Source organism: Cerasicoccus arenae, assembly GCF_014651635.1.
Classification (GTDB): Bacteria; Verrucomicrobiota; Verrucomicrobiia; order Opitutales; family Cerasicoccaceae; genus Cerasicoccus; species Cerasicoccus arenae.
Map to the genome: position 1 here is coordinate 175,184 of NZ_BMXG01000004.1, position 20,761 is coordinate 195,944.

Consider the following 20,761-nt stretch of genomic DNA (forward strand, 5'->3'; position numbering starts at 1 on the left):
TTGCCTGTGCACAGCAACACGCTTAGTGTGCGCGCTTTTATTCGTTATTCATGGCTTCGCCTACTCAATCTGAAGATAGCAGTTCGCTCAGCTTTTATTTGCGAGCGCTTTATTTGCGCCGCTGGCTGATCCTCACCATTGTCGCGTTGACTTTGATTACGGCGATCATTGTCACTTGGGCAATGCCTCAGTGGTACCGTGCCACAGTGGTCATTAAAGTGGATAAGCCCGAGGAGCAAGTCGCGTTGTTTTCGCGTGAAGGCAGTGGCTACGACCCGTTCTTTTCGCAAGAGCAAGTAGAGATCCTGACCAGTAAGCAAATCCTCTATCAGGTGATTGAGGCGCTGGACCTCCAACAGAAGCTGGGCGACATGTTTGCCGACGGGCAAAAGCTTTCACCCGGCCAAGCCTATATGTTTTTGGCCGAGAGAGTGCCATTATCCAAGGGACCACCGTTGGCCCGGCGAATGATTTCCGTCCGCTCCACGCAGCAGGGCACATCGCTCATCGAAATTTCCGCTTGGACGCTTGGCGACCCGCAACTCGCTGCCGCGATCGCCAACGCCATTGCCGTGATTTACTCGGAGGACCGCATCGCCTTCGCCACGGCCAATCAAACTGAGGGCATTGCTCGTTTAAGGGAAGAACTTGAGAAGCAGGGACGCATCGTTTCAGATCAACGTGATGCGGTGGAGAATCTTCGTAGCGAGTTGAGTATTTCCGGCGTTGATCTCGACATGGCTGTCCTCAATCAAGACGTAGAAAATCTGCGTTCGATCGAGCGTTCGCTCATCCAACTGCGTGTGGAGGCCATTGGCCGTAAATCGCGGTGGGAAAATTTTAAGGCAATTCCGGAGGAGGATCGCCTGTCGTTGGTGAATTCCGAACTCATCACGGACGTTAATTTGCAGGATTTGCTACAGGCTTACATGCTTCAGCAGCAGCAATACGCGAAACTGGCAGCGCAATTGGGAGACGAGCACCCTGAGTTGAAGGCTTCCAGGCGAAGCATCGAAACCATTCGCGAACAGCTGGATAACTTACTCAACGGCTATCAGCGCTCGCTTGAGTTGTCTTATTTAGAGGCTAAGGCGCGCATGGAGGAGCTTCAACGCCAGCTTGGAGAAATGCGTTCGGCGCAGATTGACTCTGAAACGAGCCGTATGCGCCCCTTTGAAGATTCAGTGGAAAAACTTCGTGAGGAAGAGCGCATTTATCAAACGATGAAGCTAACCCTGCGCCAGCGGGAAATTGATTTTCAGGCACCCAAGAAAAGCATCGAAATTCTTAGCCAAGCTGAGGCACCGGTGCAGAGTGCATGGCCAAATTGGTTTTTAAACATCTTCTTGGCGCTTCTCTGTGGTTCGGTGTTGGGCATCAGCGTGGCGCTTATCGTGGACCTCTGCGACACCAGTTTCCGCGGCGTGGAAGAGATCGAAAAACTAACTGGCTTGCCGGCCTTAGGGATCATTCCCCGTGGGCTGCATCTGATCAACGCCAGCTCTTACGAAACGACTCAGGCAGAGCCTTATCGGGTGCTACAGACCAATCTCGAACTCGTCAGCGATCCGAGCAAGTCGCGTGTTCTCGCGCTCCAGAGCGCAGGCCCGGGGGAGGGCAAGTCCACCACTTTGCGTAATCTGGCCGCCGTGATGGCGCTTTCTGGCCAGAAGGTGCTCATCATCGATACTGACCTGCGGCGCCCGGTCCAGCATCGCCATGCGAAACTCTCCGTGGGGCCCGGCCTCGCCAACGTGCTCGATGGTGGCATGGCGCTAGACGAGGCGATCCGCCCAACCGATGTCGCAGGCTTGGATCTGCTTACCAGTGGGGAAACCGGACGTGCGCTTAACCGGATCGCAGTTAAAAAGCTGGAGGCTGAGCTGCATCATCTACGCCAGCGCTACGATGTAATTTTCCTCGATTCGCCACCGGTGCTGGGCTTGAGCGATGCTGGCCTCATTGCTGGTCTGGTCGATACCGTGGTTTTGGTGGTGCAGCATCGTCGCCATCCGCGCCGGATGATCCTCCGCGCCAAGCAGACGATCGATACTCATGCCAATGAGTTGGCCGGGCTGGTCCTCAATCGCGTCCCCCTGAGTGCGGAGGGCGACTATCAATACTATCACGCAAATTACGCCTACTACCGCGGACAAGACAAAGCCCGCATGATCAAGAGCCCGAAGTCTGATATGGCAGATGAAGAATCCGCCGAAGGTATTCGCCTAAAAGAATAGAGGAATATTCCCTGCGCGATTGCTGTTGATTCGTGGAGGCGGATTGATTGACTGTCGCCTTATGGATTTGACCCCTGAACAGAAACAGCAAGTTGCCGCTTGGGTGAACGATGGTGAAAGCCTCGCTGAAATCCAGCGTCGGATTAACAACGAATTCAGCGTACCAATGACCTATATGGATGTACGCTTCCTCGTCGACGACCTCGAACTGGACCTCGTGGATAAAACTCCCAAAGTTGATCCCGCAGATGCCACTAAGCCAGCTGTGGACGCCGAAGCGAGCATTGTGGACGATGCACCAGAAGGTGGCGTATCCGTAGAACTCGACGCAATCATGCGCCCAGGTGCCATGGTCAGCGGTTCAGTGACATTCTCCGATGGTGAAAGCATGGGTTGGCAGTTGGACCAGGCAGGTCGCCTAGGCCTCATCCCTGGCCCCACCGAAGGTTATCGCCCTTCTGAGGCAGATGTCATGGCTTTTCAGGCCGCCCTCGAAGAAGAACTACGTAAGAAGGGGATGTAACTTTTGGACGAACTCACACAGCTGCCGGGCGAATCGGTCGAGATTACCGTGTCGCCTCAGGCGGCTGGTGGTCGAGTAGACAAAGTTCTTGCCGACGCCTTGCGCGATTGGAGCCGCGAACGCCTGAAAAGCGTTTTTGAAGCTGGTATGGTGACGCTTAATGGCGCGCCGACCGTTAAGAAAACTCGTGTTGCGGAGGGGGATGTCATTGCCCTGATTCTACCAGATCGGCCCTCAACCAAGGTTGAGCCGATGGACGTCCCGCTTGATATTTTATTTGAGGACGAGTATCTCGTCGCGATTAACAAGCCTTGTGGTATGGTGACTCATCCTGGCGCTGCCGTAGAGCCGCCCACGCTCTGCCACGCGCTTCTACACTATACAGACGGCAAATTGGCTAAAGCTGGCGGGGAAGAGCGCCCCGGCGTTGTGCATCGGCTAGACAAGGCGACAACCGGCGTGATCGTCTTTGCCAAGACCGACGAGGCATATTACGCGCTGGTTCAGGCCTTTTCCCAGCGACTCACCAAAAAAGAATACTTGGCCATCGTCACTGGCAGTCCACAGCTGGAGGCTGGCAGTATTCGTGAGCCGATTGAGCGCGACTTACAGTATCGTACGCGAATGGCCGTCCGCGAAGATGGAAAGCCTGCGCATACGGACTGGCATATTGTTGAGCGATTGGACGAGCGTCATTGCTTGGTCCATTGTCGCATCCATACCGGACGTACGCACCAGATTCGCGTCCATTTAAGCCATCTGGGCATGATCTTGCTGGGTGACTCGACTTATGGCTATCGCCCGCGTCAGGGACAAGATTGGCATGAAGATTTTTTCCTCCATGCAGCTAGTTTAATTCTGCCGCATCCCATTACTGGTGAGCCATTGGAAATTACGGCAGAATTGCCCCCTGCATTCCAAGATCAGCTAGTCAAATTACGCGCATAAAAATAGGGGGTTTACCTTTCGGTGAGCCCCACTGTGACTTTCTATTGTCCTTATTATGCCCAATGAGTGCTTTAAGGACCTTGCCAATAGGGGCTTTAGTACTGGTATCTCAATTTTTAGAGAATACAGTATCGATTTTTTCTTGTATAGGGTTTAATCATCATACAAGAATGAATGCCTCCCCTTTGATAAACCTCTATTTCTCATTCCCCTATGTCCTACGTTCGCCGTCGTAATTCGGTCCATTTCCACATCAACGGTTATCGCATCCGCAAAGGTGTATTCTGGCGCTGGATTGGAGCGAGTTCACTGATTGTGCTTCTAACGATCGTTGCCATGGCTTGGACCTTTTACAGCAAAGACCACGTCATCCATCAGGCTGCCTCGCAACTGCTAGAGCAATTCTCTGGGCGCTAGTTTCTTCCCAACCCTACCCCAAAAAAGAAGGTCGCGGCTTGTATTGAGTCGCGGCCTTCGCTTTTGAATGCACTCAAGCAATCCCGGCGATCAGCTCATCAGCTTTGGCGCGTAGGGCAGCGACAGCTTTTTCGGGCTCATTGGGATTGGCGGCGAGGCAGTTGACCAGTGCGCTGCCCACCACGACACCGTCTGCAACCTGACCAATGGTCGCAACGTGCTCAGCTTGCGATACGCCGAAGCCAACTACGAGGGGCAAGTCGGTAATCGAGCGGATCTGCGCAACGGAGTCGCTCAGGTCAGCAGAAAGGTCGGCGCGTTCGCCAGTTACACCTGTCCGCGACACGTAGTAGAGGAATCCAGTTGCGGTTTCGGAAATTTTCGCAATGCGATCAGGTGGTGTTGTTGGTGCGATGATAAACACCGTGCCCAGCTCCTCATCCGCACAAACCTTTTTCCAAGAGGCGGCTTCTTCTGGTGGCAAATCGAGCACGAGAAAGCCGTCAACCCCGGCTTCTTTGGCTTGGCGGGCGTAGTTGGCCTCGCCGGGTGCAAAGACGAGATTGTAATAGGTGTAGAGCACGATTGGAACTTCGCTGAATTCGCGAATCGCACGGACGAGCTCCAATACACGTGTCTGCGTCATCCCGTTTTCCAGTGCGCGTTGGGCGGCAAGCTGATTGGTGAGACCGTCAGCCAGAGGATCGGAGAACGGCGCGCCAAGCTCCAATAGATCGGCACCAGCATTAATCAAGGCGCGGCAAGCGGCTAGGGAGACATCAAAGGTAGGGTCGCCTGCGCACAGATACGAAACGAAAAGCGGGCGTCCCGATTGACGGCCCTTGGAAAATGCTTGGGATATACGGCTATTCATGGTCAAAGTTTTCGGCCTTAACGACATGGCTCTGGCTGCCATCTGACAATTGTTTTTTCCTTATCGGTGAAAATTTGCACTATATAGGTATAAAACACACATATCGCCTTGCGCCGCGCGGTCAGCGTTGCGTAGATAATCAACGCCATGTCTTGGGATCGCTTTAAACAACACTATCTTTTCATAGAAACGCTCGATTTCGCACTCGATATCAGCCGCATGGATTTTGCGGATGATTACCTCGAGGTGATGAAACCGAAAATTGACCAGGCCATAATAGCCATGGAAGAGCTGGAGGGTGGTGCCATTGCCAACCCTGACGAGAACCGCATGGTCGGTCATTATTGGTTGCGCGATGCCAGCCTTGCGCCGACGCCTGAGCTAAAGAAAGAGATTTCTGACTGTGAATCCGCCATCAAGGCTTTCGCGGCCAAGATTCATTCCGGCGAAATTAAAGGTTCGGACGGCAAGTTCGAGCATCTGCTGTGCATCGGTATCGGTGGGTCCGCACTCGGTCCCGAATTCGTCAATCAGGCGCTGGGTAATCCAACCAACGACCCGATGACCATTCACTTTTTCGACAATACAGACCCGAACGGGATGGACAAAGTCCTCGCCCAGCTCAAGGGCAAGCTCGGGAAGACTCTGGCCGTCGTTACCTCCAAGAGCGGTGGTACTCCAGAAACCCGCAATGGCATGGTTGAGGCAGAAAATGCTTGGACCAAGGCTGGTCTCAAGTTTGGCCCGCACGCTGTTGCTGTGACTGGATTGGGCTCCAAGCTCGACAAACATGCGGTTGCTGAGGGCTGGCTGACGCGTTTCCCAATGTGGGATTGGGTAGGCGGGCGTACGTCTGAGCTGGCCGCCGTGGGCCTTGTTCCGGCTGCGCTGTCTGGCTTTGACATCGATGCGATGCTGAAGGGGGCCAAGGAAATGGACGCTGTCACCCGCGTAAAAGACTTTCGACAAAACCCAGCCGCGCTGATGGCGCTCATGTGGTTTTATGCAACTGATGGCGTGGGCAAGAAGGATATGGTCATTCTGCCTTATAAGGATCGCCTGGAATTATTTTCCCGCTATCTTCAGCAACTCGTTATGGAGTCGCTCGGTAAGGAATTGGACCTAGACGGCAATACTGTTCACCAAGGCATCGCCGTTTATGGCAATAAGGGTTCGACGGACCAGCACGCATATGTTCAACAACTTCGTGACGGTGTATTGAACTTTTTTGCGACATTTATTGAAGTCCACACGGATCGCGCCGGCGAATCGCCGTTTGTGGAGGAAAAATTCACCTCGGGCGACTTTTTGCAAGGCCTGCTACTGGGCACCCGCGATGCACTTTATGAGAAGGGCCGCGAGTCGATCACGATTTCGGTCCGAGACGTGAGTGCGCATACAATCGGCATGCTCATTGCCCTCTATGAGCGCGCAGTCGGCTTCTACGGCTCACTCGTCAACGTTAATGCCTATCATCAGCCAGGCGTTGAGGCGGGTAAAAAAGCAGCCGCCAGCACGCTGGAACTACGTCAGCAAATTCTGGATGCGTTGTCCGCCAAACCCGGCGAAGCCTTTACCGCAGAACAACTTGCTTCGGAATTAGGTCTTGTATCGAAAACAGAACTCATTTTTAAATTGCTAGAACACATGGCAGCTAATCAAAATCGCCCCTTACGCAAATTGATTGGCGACCCATTCTACGAATCTAAATACCTGATGGAGCAATAAGCTCAACGCTGACTCCCCAAAACTGTAAATATATCTCTCTCAATCTGACATTATGAAAGGTCTTTCCATAGCGCTTCGCGTCATCGCGATTCTCGGTGCGGCTGCTGCCGCCTTATTCTGGTACCAAACGAAGGGCAAAGTCCAAGCGGCAAATGACCAAATTGCGGAGCTACAAACGCAAAAGGCGAACGTAGAGTCCCAGGTTGAAGACCTTACGAACGCCAAGACTTCGATTTTGGGCAAAGCAAACGAATTCGAGCGGCAATTGGCTGACGCCAATTCCAAGATTTCATTTACCTCGAATGAGCTTAGCAAATACAAGCGCGACATTGGCCGTACAGAAAAGGACAAAGAAGAGCTTCAAGCCAAATACGACAGCCTGAATCAGGACTTTGACCAATTGAAGAGTGATGTTGCGAACATCAAAACAGTAGATGCTGGGGCCAAGGTTGATCCCGCTCTCCTCGCAGAAAAAGAAGAGCAGGTTACACAGCTTCAGACTCAACTCAGCGACTTAAAGGACAAATTGGCTGTTGCCGTTCTCCGCACACAGGGGGCCGCATCTGGCGAAGTTGGTGTCAATGGTTCATCAGCGACTGGCGGTCCTGTCACGCTGAAGGCTGTTAAGGAGCAAGATGCTTCCATTCTCCGCACCGATCCCGACAAGGGCATTGTCATCATCAGCCGTGGACAGGTCGATGGCTTGCAGCGCCAAATGGAGTTCAATGTTGCCAAGGGTCTTGAGCGGAAAGTTCGCGTCAAGGTTGGCACCGTGGCACCCACTTACAGCGTAGCTTACATCTTGCCTGGTCAGGAGGCTTCACGCCTGCAAGAGGGCGATTCCGTTAAGATTACTCAATAACCTCTTGTCGCCTGCTGGAAAACAGCTAGCGTCTTTCTTTGATGAGAGAAAACAAGCGTATCCAGTTGCGGCTGATCATCGCCGCAGCCTTCCTGACTTTTACTGGTTTATTCCTGTCTGGCTGTGAATCAGCCAATCCGGACGAGAGTAACCTCCCTTGGGCGCGTCCAGCTACTTGGGAAGGCGGAGCTCCCGGTATGGGTGGCGGCGGTGGCTTAGGCGCTGGGCGTACTGGTTACTGATTTTTTTGAGGCCCTGGTTGCGCTCCGCTCCGAGGCTACGCTCACTATGGATGATTCTGCGGCAGAGAAGCTGGAGTCAGCGCTATACGTTGTCTCTACGCCAATTGGCAACCTCGGCGACTTGTCTGCCCGTGCGGTGGATGTGCTGTGCCGAGCAGATGTAATCGCCTGTGAGGACACCCGCACGACTGGCCGTCTGCTGGGCCATATTGGCAGCAAACGTCCTGCAATTTCCTACCACGAGCACAACGAGCTGGCCCGTGCAACTGAGTTGGCGGATAAAATCACCGATGGGCAATCTGTGGCCTTGGTTTCAGATGCGGGCACACCTACGCTGAGTGATCCCGGGTTCCGCGTGGTCCGTGAATGCCGTCGTCGCAGTCTAACTGTTGTGCCAGTGCCGGGTGCATCTGCGCTTCTTGCGGCGTTGGCTGCCAGTGGTCTGCCGACTGACGCGTTTTTTTACGCGGGCTTTTTGCCGCCCAAGTCTGCCGCACGCCGCACTTTTTTAGAGCGACATCGGGATTTCCCGCACACGCTTGTGGTTTACGAATCCTGTCACCGCATCACTAAATTCCTTGCGGAGATGTTGGATGTCTTGGGCCCGGATCGTGTTATCTGTCTCTCGCGCGAGATCACCAAAAAATTCGAGTCAATTCAAACCGCGCCGCTTAAAGATCTTGCGTCTGATCCGAGTAAAATTAGCATCAAGGGAGAATTTGTCGTACTGATTGCTACTGAAGGGTTTGTGTTATGAGATTAGGCGTTATTGATATCGGGAGTAACTCGATTAAGTTGCTTGTTGCTGAAACCGGATCGACCATGGCGATCCACTACGAAACGACTTGGGAAACTCGGCTTGGGACTACACTGGGGACTTCTGACCTTCCGATTTTGACCCGTTCAGCGATCCAAAAAGCCTGTGAGGCCGTGCAGTCTCTTATTGCGGAAGCAGCGGGCTATAATGTGGAAGAGTTTTTTGTCGCAGCAACGTCTGCTGTGCGCGACGCGGTTAACCGCGAGGAATTCATTGACGAGATTCACCAGGCAACTGGCCATCGGCTCAAGGTGCTTTCGGGGGACGAAGAGGCGGCCTACATTGCTTGGGGCATCACCACAGATCCCGTTCTCACGCAGTATCAGGAGTTTTGCTTGGCGGATCTCGGTGGTGGTAGTTTGGAGTTGATCCATGTGCGCAATCGCGAAATCGTGGCGAAGGTTAGCCTGCCACTCGGTGCGATCCGTCTGTCCCAGCAGTTGCTGGCCGATAAGGGCGAGCCCATGAAGTCTGTCGAAATGCGTCGTATTGTGCGCCGTGTGCGCAACACCATCGATGAATCCGGCTTTGTATTTCCTCGGGAAACAAACATTCTAGCTGGCACAGGAGGTGCCTTAACGGTGTCTCGAGCGGTTCGCGCGGCTTGGCTTGGCCAAACCCAGAGTGAGGCTGGCAATTCCCTCAGCTTGGCGTATCTGCGCTTCCTGTATGTCGAATTGGCGGCGATGAATCTTGAAGAGCGCAGCAAAATTCCAGCACTGCCATCTGAGCGGGCAGACATTATGCCTGTGGGACTCTTGATCTTGCTTACTGTTGCAGAAATGGCCGGTGCCAACTCGTATATCTACTCGTCGCATAATCTTCGCTACGGCATTGCGGCCAAGTATTTCTCAGGTGATTCGGGCGATAGCCCAATTGCAATTAAGGCAGCGCTTCCGGGGCAAACATCGACGGATAAGTCCGCGCTCGCTGCCATGGCAAAGTCTGCTGTCGATCAAGGCCACGAAAAAAAAATGTAGGGCAGCGGTGGTTGGACGGGCTCCAACTGCGAAATTTATCCACATGATATTGGTTAATTTTTCTGAAGACTCGAAAGGTTTTTCCTGTAACGTGGATTCTGCTGCGAGCTAATACGATTTTTTCGTGATAAATGGCATTGAGCGTTAGTCACTAACGTTCATTGGCGTCGGACATCGCAAAAGGCACGAAACATTTGCCCAACCCAACCAACTGAGCCAGCCCAGCCAACTGAACCAGCCGAGTCATTGCGCGGTATCGGATTCTCTGATAAAATCATCGGCATGAAACCAGTTTTTACCAATAACCGCATTTTAGACATACGCTCTATCAGATTCTTCAAATCCCTATTGCGCCTTCGCGTGGGCCACCACTATCTTGGCAATATCCAAATTAAATCCACAACTGACCACCTCTCTCATGTCTACTGACCTTTACGGCTGGAAATGCCACACGCTCAAATCCGGTGATGCCACGCTTGCCATGCCGACAGAGATCGGTCCGCGTATCGTGTCGTGCACGATCGATGGTGCCGATAATTTATTCCATGTTATCAAGGAAGAGCAGGGCGGTTTTGGTGAGCCTGATTGGATGCTGCGTGGTGGCCATCGGCTCTGGCATTCACCCGAGCAAAACCCGCGCAGCTACGATCCAGATAATACGCCAATCAAGGTTGCCGAGATCGACGAAGGCCGGGAGTTCCTTTTGGAAGCCCCAGGTCCCGATCATTCCGGCATGGTGAAGTCCATCCAGATCGCCGCCCTCGGTGCCGAGACTTTCAAGCTCACACACCGCATCCGCAATACCCTACAATGGCCGGTCCAGTTTGCTCCCTGGGCGTTGACCGTTATGGAGCGCGGTGGGTATTCCACCATTCCGCTTTTGCCCAAGGGCGACCACGAAACTGATTTATTGCCCAACTACACAATGGTGCCGTGGACTTACACCGACTTCTCCCGCCCAGAATGGGAATTTCATCAGGATTTCATCGGTATTGATACGACAAAGACTGCCGTTGCGCAAAAGCTTGGTCTGACGAATTACCCGGGCTGGGCGGCCTACTGGCAACCAGCGGGCACCTTTGTGAAGGCCGCCCACGTCGAGCTGCGCAAGACCTACCCGGACTTCGGCTGCGTGTATGAAACCTTCTGCAACGACTTCATGATCGAGCTGGAGACCCTCGGGCCGCTAACAACCGTTCCCGCTGGTGGTGCCATTGAGCACGTCGAATACTGGGGCGTCTTCGCTGGCCTTCCCAAGCCCGACTCCGACAAAGTTTTCAACGAAGAATTCCGCCCCATCATCGAAGGCTGGCGCACGGATTTGATTTCGTAGAGCGAATCGATTATTTATGTTTGAAATACGTTTTGTCGGCATTTGCGTTTCATCCGCGTTCATCCGTGGCTAAATAAACCCGTTCTCACTTTAACCTTTAACCTCCCAACTTTAACCTTCCCTCCCCCCATGAACCTCGTCTTTTTCGGCTCAGACCCGATTTCCCTACCTTTGCTCGACTGGCTGCGCGATACGCCGCCAGCAGGCTCGCGCTTGGTCGGTGTGGTCAGTCAGCCGGATCGTCCGAAGGGTAGGGGGAAGAAGCTTGCGCCGAATGAAATTTCCGCTTGGGCGTTAGCAAATAACATTGAGCTGCTCCGCCCAGAAAAGCCTGGCACCGAGCTGGAGGATTGGCTGCGTTCACATGACATCGCGTTGGCACTCGTCATGGCTTATGGGCATATTTTGAAGAAATCGCTGCTCGCGACCCCCCCCCTGGGCTTCGTTAATTTTCACGCCTCGTTGCTCCCCGCCTATCGCGGTGCCTCGCCGATCGAAACTTCGGTCGCCAACGGCGAAGCCGAAACCGGCGTCTCCCTGATGCGTATTATCCCGAAGATGGACGCTGGCGCTGTCTGCGATGCCGAACGAGTTGCAATTGAGCACAACGACACCGGCGGCTCGATGCGGGAAAAATTGGCTGTGGCCTGCGTCCCGCTGATCGAGCGTGGTCTCCCAGCATTGTTGGAGGGTAGGGCAGAGTTTACCGAACAAGACGCCGAGGCTGTCACCTATTGCCGCAAGTTGGTGAAGGCCGACGGCGCGCTAGACTTCAACGCCAAAGCCGACGAACTCGCGGCTCGGATTAACGGCCTCTTTCCTTGGCCCGGCGGGTTTTGCGATTACCAAGGCACACGTCTCAAGGTAAAGAGCGCGGTTGCGGAAACAGGCCACGGTGCCCCAGGGGAAATCCTCGCCGCCAATGTCGATGGTCTGACGGTTGCCTGCGGTGAGGGTGCAATCCGCATCTATGAGCTGCAACGCCCTGCTGGAAAAATGCTGTCCGTGGGCGATTTTTTGCGCGGATTCCCATTGGATAGCGGAACATTTCTCGATGGGGGCGAACTTACCAAATTAGTGTCAAAAGCCCCTTTTCCGCGTCATGTGTAACCCCGGAGAGCTGATTTTGCTTTTGTTGATGAGGCCACTTTTTTAAGACTTTATTATGTATCGTATTTTTTTCCTTTTTCTTGGCCTGATCTGGCCGATTTTCGCATGTGCGCAAAATTCGTCCTTTGCGCGCATGAACCAAGACATGCTGATTCTCAGCGAACAGGTGGGCCAACTGCGTTTGCAGGTAGAAGAACTCCAGCGTCAGCAAGTTCAGATGATGAAGAATTACGAGCAACTGCTCAAGCAGCAGTCCGCATTGAGCCTGAGCGTGAATAGCTTCGTGGCCGAGACCGAAACAAAGCTCAGTGCTTTGCCTGAGCGCGAAGCCGCCCTCAAACGCGAAATCGGTGCCGAGGTTTCCAAGCAAATCGAAAAGCTCGCCACAGAGACCCAGAAAGCGATCAATCTACTGGCCCAGGCCAAGAACAGCACACCGTCGGTGTCGCCACAGATGAATTTTTCCGAGGACTATCCTTCGACTGGTTTTTCACACGTAGTGAAGTCCGGAGAGACGATCTCCGGCATTGCGCGCCAATATGGCTCCACCACACGCGACATCATGAACGCCAACCGCATCGCCAGCGCGACCTCCCTCAAGGCAGGAGAGACGATTTTCGTGCCAGTTAAGCAGGAATAACGCTTCTGATGGAAAATGGTTTTGTATTTACACTCTCAACTGTGCTGAAATAGCCCATGGCAGTATCGAAAAGCAGACTAGGCCGCGGCTTAGGCGGTATCATCGCCGGCGGCGGCGCGAAAACAGCAGTCAAAAAGACTGCGGTTAAGACAGCCCCCCCCCCCCCCCCGGCCCCCATCCCAGCGGGCCCATATCGGGAGATCCCCGTTGCCGCCATTGTCCCGAACCCCTATCAGCCGCGCCGGGAGATGGACCCCGCGCACATTGAGGAATTGGCCAACAGCATTGCTTCCGAAGGGCTGCTCCAGCCAATCGTGGTGCGACCTTTGGAGAAGGACCAGTTTGAGCTGATCGCCGGTGAACGCCGCTGGCGAGCTCATCAAAAGCTTGGCTTGAAAACCATTGCCGCCCGAGTGATGGAGGCCAGTAACGCGTCTTCCGCCGTCATTTCCTTGATCGAGAATCTCCAGCGAGAAGGACTCAACCCGATCGAAGAAGCCCTCGGCTACGCCAGTCTGATGAAGGACTTTGACCTGACCCAGGAAGCTGTTTCGGATCGGATTGGTCGCCCCCGCGCCTCAATTGCCAACACCCTGCGCCTCCTCGCGCTTGACCGCGAAATTCAGGGATATTTGTCCAAGGGCATGCTCTCCACCGGACACGCTAAGGTGCTGCTCGGCGTGGAGGACCCGGCTCAGCGCTTGATTCTGGCCCGGCGCGTCATTGAGGCCGGAATGAGTGTCCGCGAGGCAGAGCGCCAAGTTCGCCGCATAAAAAGCGAATCCTCCTTGCGTGGCGATCATCGCGATCCGGATACCGCCGCCGAAACCGTGGTGCGCGATCTCGAAAAGCAACTTTCCAGCCGCCTCAATACTAAGGTCCATCTGAAGCACACGCCGAAGAAGGGTCGCATCATAATTGAGTATTTTGGCAACGACGACCTGCAGCGCATTCTCGAACGCACGGGATTGCAGTAAACGATTACTAAAAAATTAACCTTGAAGCGCAGGGCCAGAAGGCTCATGTTGCGCGGTTTTCCAAGTTTCTCCGACATGAGTTCAATAATCTTTGGCCTTCTTACTCTCCTGCTGATCCTTGTCAGCGGCTATCTTGTGCTGATCATCTTGATGCAGCGTGCCAGCAGCAATTCCGGCATGGGCTCCGCCCTTGGCGGTGGCGCGGCAGAATCCGCCCTCGGCGCAGGTGCAGGCAACGTCCTGACCAAAGGCACGATCATGGGCAGCGCAGCCTTTTTCATCCTTTCGTTTACTTTGTATCTGGGGCTGCTGTCTCAGGCTGAGGACAACAAGCCGACCAACACGCTTCCCGTTGAGGTAGCTGCTCCCGGTTCTGAATCGACGCAGGACGATGCTGCTAACAAGCCGCTGGTTAACTTGCCTGAAGGCATGGACTTGAGCACGTTGACCCCGAAGGTGAAAGTCGATGGTCCGGCGGGCACCACCACCCAAGTGTCGACTGATCAGGGCACCATGATTATCACTGAGGACGCCATTGACGTAAAGCCTGCCGCTGAAACCACGACCGAAGAAGCCGCTCCAACTGACTCTGCTGAGACTGCAGTTGAAGCCGCTCCTGCTACATCGACTGAGGCAACTGCTGAAACCGCTCCAGTGGAAGAAGCTCCTGCCGCGACCAAGTCGACCGAAACAAAATCGGAATAGTCCTGTCAGCATTGCCCGGCGACATGCCGCACCCTATGCGATTGGCTATTTTCAGTTTGGCACTTATATTTTGCGCTCCGTTGGCTTGGAGCGAAAGACCCGGCGAACGCGCCCACGGCCCCGCAAAGGTCGAGGGCATTGATCAGGAAGAAGGCCGTCGGATTATGGAAGAATTTCGCCACCAGCGCTTGCGCGGCGATTTCGTTTTCCTTTTCGACCTAGTGCACCGTCCCCGCCGCGACAAGGATGTCGTTTATCAGGGTATTATGTGGGGCACATGGAATTCTGAAGGTTCCTTGAGCCGCGTCTCCGTCTGGCCCAAGGGAAAACGTGAGACTAACACGCGTGAGCTGATCGTGCAGGGTGGACCGGAACCCGAAGTCTGGATGCTGCGCGACGGTAAAGTGGTCGAATTGACCAAGGAAGAGCAGGGGGAGCCGTTTTTCCCAGAGATGGTTTACACGCCTTATGACGTGGTCATGCCGTTTGCCTATTGGGATCTGTTTGAATACACCGATTCCAAGCGTTTGGCGCGTGGTCGGCCGGTTCACATGTTTATGCTCTATGCTCCGGCAGATGTTGCCCAGCGTATTCCTGAGCTCGCCGCGGTCGAATTGGCGCTGGATGCCAGCTTCAATGCCCCGTTGACGGCCAAGATGCTGGATATTGATAGCAAACCACTGCGCACACTCGACGTAGGCGGTTTCAAGGAAATCGACGATCAATACATCGTTAAAGAAATCGATCTTATCGATGAACGTTCGGGTGATAAAACACGCTTTCGCGTGACCGGTGCCGCCGTGAATCTCGATCTTTCCCCGCAAATATTTAAGCCTGAAGAACTCAAGCAGGGTGAACCCGACATCACGAAGATCATCTTCGAGCCGGTTTAAGGGGGGGGCTATCGGCCCAGTGCGGCGAACAGCGCACGCAACTTAGCGTGATCTTTGATTCCTGGCTGGCTCTCAACGCCGCTGTTGACGTCGGCAGTTTCCGCGCCGGAAACACGCACTGCTTCGGTGACATTGTCTGGATTAAGGCCACCTGCGAGGACGAAGCGCTTGTGTGCATAGAGGGTCGCCCACTCAGCAAAGAGCTCCCAGTTACCAGTCTGTCCGCTGCCGCCGTATTTATCGGCATGGTAGGCATCGACGAGAATTGTGTCCGCAAACTCTAGCATCGTCTGGGGAAAGGCTTCACCAGGCGGAATCTTCGGCGCTAGCCAGAGTTGCTCCTTGCCGACAATACCTCTCCACGCCGCGAGTGTGGCCAGATTGACGTCGATGTCGCAGTGAATTTGAAAATGATCGAAGCCCAAGTCGGCCCAGTTTTCCAATTCATCAGCGCCGGTATTGACGTCGACCATCACGCGCTTGCCAGCCGGAATACGCTGACAGAGTTCCCATGCCTGTTGGCGGGTTGCGGCGCGCGGCGACTTCGGATAGACGATGACCCCACAGTAATCGGCACCTAGCTCAAGGGCGAGCTCGGCGTCTTCCCAGCGGGTTAGGCCGCAGACTTTGATTTTTAATTCGGAGTTCAAATGAGGGGGGGGCAAAAGTTACTTCGCAAGTATTCTAACTCCAGATGCAAAAACTCACAACCCGGAAGTCACCTCAAAACGCGTTCCATATCGCGTCGATGTCGACGTGGTCCAAAATCAAGTTGCGAATGATTGGAATTTTATCGGTGTCTTGCGGCTGGGTCTTGACCGTCATCGAGTTAATGCGGCTGGCGACGGAGTAGCTTTCCTCACTGCAAATCACACAGGGGATCTGCGTTTGGGCGAGCATTTCCATGAGCTTGGGGTGGGGGAGGATGTTGCGGGTTAGTACGATGCCGCTAACCACTTTTTTGCCAGAGATGCCAGCGCTGGCAATGGCAGCGAAAATGATGTCGTCGCGGTCGCCGGGGGTGATGATCAGCACACCTGGCTGGAGGTAGTCGATGACTCCCTTGGCTGTCATGGCACCGATGACGACGCGTAGGATGCGTTCGTTGGCGGCTTTTTCACGTCCGTTAATCCAGCGTCCACCGATTTCGTCTACGATCTGGGAAAGGTTAGGCGCGGCTAGTTGTTTGGCCAGCGGGAGAACACCCAGCAGGGGGACGCCGAGGCGGCGTAGGCCCTCGCCCGCATACTTGCGCACGGTGTCCATTTTGTCCGGCAAAACTTTGTTAAGGATCGCTCCGATGACTTCCACGCCGTGCTTGTCGAAGAGGGCCTTGTTGATGGCAACTTCGTCTACGGGCCGCCCAATACCGCCTTGAGCGACGATGATCGCCTTGGCTCCAAGGAGCTTGGCAACTTGGGCATTGGAGAGGTCAAACACGGCACCGACGCCAGCATGGCCACTGCCTTCGATGATACAAACTTCCTTCTGATAGGATGAGCGGTCAAAGGCGCGGCTGATGCGGTCTTGGAGAATGCCGAGATTCTCATCAGGATTGTCGAGAAATCGTCGGGTAAAGGTGCCATCAACTGCCACCGGACTCATTGCGTCGATGGGGGTCTGGACGTCGAAAATCGAGTCCAACAGCACGGAGTCCTCGTCTACCTTGTGCCCGTCTTTTTCGACAAAGCGTTGGCCGACTGGCTTGATGAAGCCGACCTGTGGGGTACGAGTGCGCATGGCACCATACAGGCCGAGGCAGGTCGTCGTCTTACCGTCATTTTGACGGGTTGCGGCGACGAATATGCGCTTGGTGGTGGTGTTACGTGGCCCGCTGAGTAGGGTTACGGTGTCGTCGTCGCCGGGGAAGGGGCGTGACGTAAGAGTGGTCTTGGATTTTTTAGGCGGCATACGGCTCACTCCATCGGAAAGAGATACTTCGGGTCAACGGCTTGCGCGGCGACGATTACCGAAGCACCAAAAATATCGTGTGCGCTTGCGCCGCGGGAGATTTCAGCGGCTGGTTTGGAGAGGCCAGTGATAATTTGGCCGTAGGCGCGGCAGTCGGCGACGATCTGAGCCAGTTTAGCGGCGATGTTGCCAGAGTTCAAATCCGGGAAAATGAGGACGTTGGCCTTACCGGCGACGGAGCTCTTGATGCCCTTTTGCTCAGCGACACCGGGGACGAGGGCGGCGTCTACTTGAAGTTCTCCGTCGATATCGACGTTGATGTCCAGGCTCCGAGCCTTGTCTCGGGCGAGTGCGGTGGCGGACTTCATTTTCATGAGCGAAGGGTGTTTGGTGCCTTCTTTTTTACTCGCGAAGCTGAGCATGGCGACACGCGGTTGCTCATTGGTCAGGTGCTGAGCGAGCAGTGCTGTTGTGATGGCCATATCGGCGAGCTGATCCTGATTCGGATCCGGTATAACGCCGCAGTCCGAAAGGAATAGTGCGCCATCAATGCCGAGACGGTCATCTTCCTTTTCCAAAATAAGGATAGAGGACGCTGTTTCCACGCTTTTCTGCATAGGGATGATGCGGAACAAGGGGCGCAGGGCGCTGGAGGCGGTGGCAGTGGCACCGGAGACAAGAGCATCCGCCGAGCCCGTGGCCAGCATCATGGTGGCGAAATAAGAGGTATTGAGCAGGTAGTCGCGGGATTCCTGTTCATTAAAGCCACGAAAACGGCGCAAGCCCTGAAACTTATGAACGAAGCCTTCCATCTCATCGCTGTCCGATGGGTCCACGATGCGGATGCCATCTAGCTTGATGTCAAGCTGCTCGGCGCGTTGCTTAATGACCGCGCGTGCGCCCAGTAGAATGGGGACGCCCAGACCGCGATTTACATAGAGCCGCGCAGCCTGGATAATGCGAGGATCGGCACCTTCAGCGTAGACAAGGCGCTTGGGGTGGTTTTGTAGGCGAACGGATAGACGGTTGATGAGTGACATCGCTAAAGTTTCAGGTTGTCGGGGAATGACTTGTGGAATTGATTAGCAAAGACAAGTCCGACTTGGAAGCAAACTAAAACCCAACTGTGTCCCAACGTCTCAAAAGCATCCTTACCGTCTCCGCCAGTGTGTTAGGCTCTCGCCTGCTTGGACTGCTGCGGGATTCTATGACGGCGGCGTTTCTTGGCGTGTCGGTGGCCAGCAACGCATTTATTTTCGCTTTTATGGTGCCCAACCTCTTTCGTCGGCTATTCGGCGAAGGGGCGCTGACCTCGGCCTTTGTGCCTGTGCTCTCAGACCAAGTTCGGGTCGCTGATGACCAACGTGCTTTCCGTTTCGTCAATCAGGTGCTTCTCCGGCTGATCATGATTACCGTTGGGGTGAGTGTGGTGCTTTGCCTGTTGTTCGCTTTGGCGGCGGTTGTAATTGCTGCAAGGTGGAAAGGTGAGGGGCAGTGGACCGCCTCGATTGCCGAACAGTGGTACCAAGGCTCATTGCTGAGTATCCTGATGATGCCCTACATGCCGATTATTTGCGTAACGGCGATTCTGGGTGCTGTGCTTAATGTGCGAAACCGTTTTGCTGTTCCTGCACTGTCCAACGTGCTCCTCAACGTGGGGATCATCGGTGCGCTTCTGATCGGGGGGCTGTGGATGAAGTTGCCGGCGGAAGAACTTGTCTGGCTCTTGAGCGTTGGTGTGCTGGTTGGCGGTGTGCTGCAGATATTCTCCGCGTTGTGGGCGCTGTGGCAGGAGGGGTGGCGCCCGAGAATCGAGCGTGGGCCAGTTGACGGTATGGAAGAACTGAAGCGGTTGTTCATCCCGGGCCTGTGGGGCGCGGCGATTCTTCAGGTCAATACCTTCGTTTCGCGTTTGTTGGCATTTGGTTTGAATGAGTCAGCTACGACGACGCTCAATTACGCCAATCGGCTCATCGAGCTGCCGATGGGGATGTTTGCGGTTGCCATTGCCACGGTGATCTTTCCGCAAATGAGTTTGATGGTCTCCGCCAATGACCGTGAAGGCCTGGTAGAAAGTTATGGGCATGGGCTACGAATGACACTCGCGCTGACGGCCCCTGCCGCTGTTGGTCTGATTGCGCTGAGTGAACCCATCTTGACAATGCTTTTCCAGTGGGGGCGCTTCAGCGCTGGTGATGTGGCTATGACAGGGCCGTTGCTGATGATTCTTGCCGCTGCTGTGCCGCTCTTTGCGATGAATGCCTTTATGACGCGGGCCTTCCATGCCTTCAAGGATACGCGAACGCCGGTTGCTTATGCCGGGGTTACCTTTGTCGTTAATCTTGTCTTGAGCCTTGCGCTGATGATTCCATTGGAGGCCAAAGGGCTGGCACTGGCGAACCTTCTAGCTTCGGTAACACTATCTGTGCTGATGGTGCGCGGTATCCGGAAAAAGCGCCCGGAGCTGACCAATGTCCACATCGGTCGTTCGGTCCGAACGATTCTTTTATCGTCCATTGGCATGGCCGCAGTCGCGATCTCAGTTTCTTATTTGATCGAGATGATGATGGGGTCGACGAAGGAGGCTGCCTTTGTCACTTGTGCGGTGGTCATACCACTGGGCGCAGCGGTCTACTTCGGGCTGTTGTTTGCCTGCAAGTTTGAAGATAGCGCAGAAGTTGCGAAACTGCTCAAGCGCTTGATGCGCCGTTGATTGGGGCTTCGGGTGGTCTTCAAAAAACAGGGCGCAGTCACTAATGACTACGCCCTGTGGAAATTAAATCGATCTGAGCTTAGGTCGCTGCACGCATGGAAGCGACGCACTCCTTGAGGGCTGGAACTGGATTTTCCGGGTCGCCTTCATATTCGATGACCGTCATGCCGTCGAAGCCACTGTTTTCGAGGGCTTTGACGAATGCTGGGAGGTCTAGATTACCCGTGCCGACTACGACATCGTTCCACTGGCCATTACTCTCGAAGGTGAAGTCCTTGTAGTGAATACCATAGATCTTGCCAGCAAATTTCTTAGCCCACTCTACGGGCTTACCGTTGCGAGGGCCAATCTGCATGCACCAGGCCGTGTCGATGCACAAGCCGATTTGTGGGCCACCGAGGGAGATCAGATATTCCAGTTCGTCAGGGCTGCCGCCGAACATGTAACCACCGTGGCAATGGATGCCAACGCGGATGCCATATTCTTCGCAAAGCGCACGTGTCTTAGGCACAGCGTTCATGAATGTGCCGATTTGGAAGTGTGCGGAGATGTGTTTGGCACCAGCGATTTTGGCGCATTCAAACCAGTCGCGTTCGTTGTCGTTGCCAGTGAAGGTCTGGACGCCGATCGAGCAGATCGACACACCAGCATTCTTGTAAATCTCAACGATTTTTTTCCAGCCTTCAATGTCGTGGAAGTCAGCATGAACGGCGCAAACTTCGATTTTGTTCAGGCCGATTTCTTTCACCTTGGCGGCGACATCGGCGTTGTCCTTTATGGTGCGGAAGCAATAGCTTTGGACACCAAAGTCCAGTGCAGGAGATAAACTCATAATTTTTGAATATTCGGGT

General features: G+C 54.4%; 21 protein-coding genes. 16 read left to right on the forward strand and 5 right to left on the reverse strand.

The genetic code is table 11. From position 1 onward, the window contains the following. Positions 1 to 50: 50 nt before the first annotated feature. The 4 genes from IE065_RS04675 to IE065_RS04690 all read left to right on the forward strand — a co-directional run bounded on the left by IE065_RS04675 (position 51) and on the right by IE065_RS04690 (position 4,125). On the forward strand, positions 51 to 2,237 hold the full coding sequence (locus IE065_RS04675; RefSeq protein WP_189512319.1) for a GumC family protein: 2,187 nt from the start codon (positions 51 to 53) through the stop codon (positions 2,235 to 2,237). Positions 2,238 to 2,298: 61 nt separating this feature from the next. Beyond that, a complete protein-coding gene (locus IE065_RS04680) occupies positions 2,299 to 2,760 on the forward strand; it encodes a hypothetical protein (protein WP_189512321.1) in 462 nt (153 codons plus the stop codon). A gap of 3 nt (positions 2,761 to 2,763) precedes the next feature. Beyond that, complete coding sequence (locus IE065_RS04685; RefSeq protein WP_189512323.1) at positions 2,764 to 3,708, forward strand: RluA family pseudouridine synthase; 945 nt, start codon at positions 2,764 to 2,766, stop codon at positions 3,706 to 3,708. A 213-nt stretch (positions 3,709 to 3,921) separates the two neighbouring features. Further along, positions 3,922 to 4,125, forward strand: coding sequence for a hypothetical protein (locus IE065_RS04690; RefSeq protein WP_189512325.1), 204 nt, complete (start codon positions 3,922 to 3,924; stop codon positions 4,123 to 4,125). Positions 4,126 to 4,198: 73 nt separating this feature from the next. Here the strand turns inward: IE065_RS04690 and trpA are convergent, their stop codons facing one another. Beyond that, positions 4,199 to 4,999, reverse strand: coding sequence for a tryptophan synthase subunit alpha (trpA, locus tag IE065_RS04695; RefSeq protein ID WP_189512327.1), 801 nt, complete (start codon positions 4,997 to 4,999; stop codon positions 4,199 to 4,201). Positions 5,000 to 5,146: 147 nt separating this feature from the next. Between trpA and IE065_RS04700 the strand changes: the two genes are divergently transcribed. The 11 genes from IE065_RS04700 to IE065_RS04750 all read left to right on the forward strand — a co-directional run bounded on the left by IE065_RS04700 (position 5,147) and on the right by IE065_RS04750 (position 15,286). Beyond that, positions 5,147 to 6,727, forward strand: coding sequence for a glucose-6-phosphate isomerase (locus tag IE065_RS04700; protein WP_189512329.1), 1,581 nt, complete (start codon positions 5,147 to 5,149; stop codon positions 6,725 to 6,727). A 52-nt stretch (positions 6,728 to 6,779) separates the two neighbouring features. Then, on the forward strand, positions 6,780 to 7,589 hold the full coding sequence (locus IE065_RS04705; RefSeq protein WP_189512331.1) for a hypothetical protein: 810 nt from the start codon (positions 6,780 to 6,782) through the stop codon (positions 7,587 to 7,589). A gap of 41 nt (positions 7,590 to 7,630) precedes the next feature. After that, a complete protein-coding gene (locus IE065_RS04710) occupies positions 7,631 to 7,831 on the forward strand; it encodes a hypothetical protein (RefSeq protein WP_189512414.1) in 201 nt (66 codons plus the stop codon). Positions 7,832 to 7,877: 46 nt separating this feature from the next. Next, complete coding sequence (rsmI, locus tag IE065_RS04715) at positions 7,878 to 8,588, forward strand: 16S rRNA (cytidine(1402)-2'-O)-methyltransferase (protein ID WP_189512333.1); 711 nt, start codon at positions 7,878 to 7,880, stop codon at positions 8,586 to 8,588. Continuing rightward, positions 8,585 to 9,628, forward strand: a complete 1,044-nt coding sequence (locus IE065_RS04720) for a Ppx/GppA phosphatase family protein (protein WP_189512335.1) — start codon at positions 8,585 to 8,587, stop codon at positions 9,626 to 9,628. The genes rsmI and IE065_RS04720 overlap by 4 nt, the downstream gene beginning before the upstream one ends. A 418-nt stretch (positions 9,629 to 10,046) precedes the next feature. Further along, the gene (locus IE065_RS04725) at positions 10,047 to 10,961 is read left to right on the forward strand and encodes a hypothetical protein (protein WP_189512337.1); all 915 of its coding nucleotides are present in this window, start codon (positions 10,047 to 10,049) and stop codon (positions 10,959 to 10,961) included. Between the two features lie 129 nt (positions 10,962 to 11,090). Further along, on the forward strand, positions 11,091 to 12,071 hold the full coding sequence (fmt, locus tag IE065_RS04730) for a methionyl-tRNA formyltransferase (protein ID WP_189512339.1): 981 nt from the start codon (positions 11,091 to 11,093) through the stop codon (positions 12,069 to 12,071). Positions 12,072 to 12,126: 55 nt separating this feature from the next. After that, positions 12,127 to 12,711 carry a LysM peptidoglycan-binding domain-containing protein gene (locus tag IE065_RS04735; protein WP_189512340.1) on the forward strand — a complete coding sequence of 195 codons (585 nt, stop codon included), beginning with the start codon at positions 12,127 to 12,129 and terminating at the stop codon, positions 12,709 to 12,711. Between the two features lie 56 nt (positions 12,712 to 12,767). Next, entirely contained in the window at positions 12,768 to 13,688 is a 921-nt protein-coding gene (locus IE065_RS04740; RefSeq protein WP_189512341.1) for a ParB/RepB/Spo0J family partition protein, read from the forward strand. Between the two features lie 75 nt (positions 13,689 to 13,763). Continuing rightward, positions 13,764 to 14,393 carry a preprotein translocase subunit SecG gene (gene secG, locus IE065_RS04745; protein ID WP_189512342.1) on the forward strand — a complete coding sequence of 210 codons (630 nt, stop codon included), beginning with the start codon at positions 13,764 to 13,766 and terminating at the stop codon, positions 14,391 to 14,393. Between the two features lie 56 nt (positions 14,394 to 14,449). Continuing rightward, positions 14,450 to 15,286 carry an outer membrane lipoprotein-sorting protein gene (locus tag IE065_RS04750; protein ID WP_189512343.1) on the forward strand — a complete coding sequence of 279 codons (837 nt, stop codon included), beginning with the start codon at positions 14,450 to 14,452 and terminating at the stop codon, positions 15,284 to 15,286. Positions 15,287 to 15,294: 8 nt separating this feature from the next. Here the strand turns inward: IE065_RS04750 and IE065_RS04755 are convergent, their stop codons facing one another. From IE065_RS04755 to IE065_RS04765, 3 genes are all read right to left on the reverse strand, one after another. Then, entirely contained in the window at positions 15,295 to 15,936 is a 642-nt protein-coding gene (locus tag IE065_RS04755) for a phosphoribosylanthranilate isomerase (protein WP_189512344.1), read from the reverse strand. Between the two features lie 73 nt (positions 15,937 to 16,009). Continuing rightward, positions 16,010 to 17,197: a phosphotransacetylase family protein gene (locus tag IE065_RS04760; protein ID WP_189512345.1), complete on the reverse strand. Its 1,188-nt coding sequence runs from the start codon at positions 17,195 to 17,197 to the stop codon at positions 16,010 to 16,012. Between the two features lie 5 nt (positions 17,198 to 17,202). Next, positions 17,203 to 18,237, reverse strand: a complete 1,035-nt coding sequence (locus IE065_RS04765; RefSeq protein ID WP_189512347.1) for a phosphate acyltransferase — start codon at positions 18,235 to 18,237, stop codon at positions 17,203 to 17,205. Positions 18,238 to 18,323: 86 nt separating this feature from the next. Here IE065_RS04765 and murJ point away from each other — a divergent pair, with 86 nt between their 5' ends. After that, positions 18,324 to 19,910, forward strand: coding sequence for a murein biosynthesis integral membrane protein MurJ (gene murJ, locus IE065_RS04770; protein ID WP_189512348.1), 1,587 nt, complete (start codon positions 18,324 to 18,326; stop codon positions 19,908 to 19,910). A gap of 79 nt (positions 19,911 to 19,989) precedes the next feature. On the opposite strand, the gene IE065_RS04775 is transcribed toward murJ, so the two are convergent. Then, on the reverse strand, positions 19,990 to 20,742 hold the full coding sequence (locus IE065_RS04775; RefSeq protein ID WP_189512350.1) for a sugar phosphate isomerase/epimerase family protein: 753 nt from the start codon (positions 20,740 to 20,742) through the stop codon (positions 19,990 to 19,992). Positions 20,743 to 20,761 lie beyond the last annotated feature (19 nt).

Excerpts from the sequence above, each read along its gene's own strand:
- IE065_RS04675 (WP_189512319.1), top strand. The coding sequence starts at position 51 with ATGGCTTCGCCTACTCAATCTGAAGATAGCAGTTCGCTCAGCTTTTAT.
- IE065_RS04680 (WP_189512321.1), top strand. The coding sequence starts at position 2,299 with ATGGATTTGACCCCTGAACAGAAACAGCAAGTTGCCGCTTGGGTGAAC.
- IE065_RS04690 (WP_189512325.1), top strand. The coding sequence starts at position 3,922 with ATGTCCTACGTTCGCCGTCGTAATTCGGTCCATTTCCACATCAACGGT.
- trpA (WP_189512327.1), bottom strand. The coding sequence starts at position 4,999 with ATGAATAGCCGTATATCCCAAGCATTTTCCAAGGGCCGTCAATCGGGA.
- IE065_RS04700 (WP_189512329.1), top strand. The coding sequence starts at position 5,147 with ATGTCTTGGGATCGCTTTAAACAACACTATCTTTTCATAGAAACGCTC.
- IE065_RS04705 (WP_189512331.1), top strand. The coding sequence starts at position 6,780 with ATGAAAGGTCTTTCCATAGCGCTTCGCGTCATCGCGATTCTCGGTGCG.
- IE065_RS04710 (WP_189512414.1), top strand. The coding sequence starts at position 7,631 with ATGAGAGAAAACAAGCGTATCCAGTTGCGGCTGATCATCGCCGCAGCC.
- rsmI (WP_189512333.1), top strand. The coding sequence starts at position 7,878 with ATGGATGATTCTGCGGCAGAGAAGCTGGAGTCAGCGCTATACGTTGTC.
- IE065_RS04720 (WP_189512335.1), top strand. The coding sequence starts at position 8,585 with ATGAGATTAGGCGTTATTGATATCGGGAGTAACTCGATTAAGTTGCTT.
- IE065_RS04725 (WP_189512337.1), top strand. The coding sequence starts at position 10,047 with ATGTCTACTGACCTTTACGGCTGGAAATGCCACACGCTCAAATCCGGT.
- fmt (WP_189512339.1), top strand. The coding sequence starts at position 11,091 with ATGAACCTCGTCTTTTTCGGCTCAGACCCGATTTCCCTACCTTTGCTC.
- IE065_RS04735 (WP_189512340.1), top strand. The coding sequence starts at position 12,127 with ATGTATCGTATTTTTTTCCTTTTTCTTGGCCTGATCTGGCCGATTTTC.
- IE065_RS04740 (WP_189512341.1), top strand. The coding sequence starts at position 12,768 with ATGGCAGTATCGAAAAGCAGACTAGGCCGCGGCTTAGGCGGTATCATC.
- secG (WP_189512342.1), top strand. The coding sequence starts at position 13,764 with ATGAGTTCAATAATCTTTGGCCTTCTTACTCTCCTGCTGATCCTTGTC.
- IE065_RS04760 (WP_189512345.1), bottom strand. The coding sequence starts at position 17,197 with ATGCCGCCTAAAAAATCCAAGACCACTCTTACGTCACGCCCCTTCCCC.
- IE065_RS04765 (WP_189512347.1), bottom strand. The coding sequence starts at position 18,237 with ATGTCACTCATCAACCGTCTATCCGTTCGCCTACAAAACCACCCCAAG.
- IE065_RS04775 (WP_189512350.1), bottom strand. The coding sequence starts at position 20,742 with ATGAGTTTATCTCCTGCACTGGACTTTGGTGTCCAAAGCTATTGCTTC.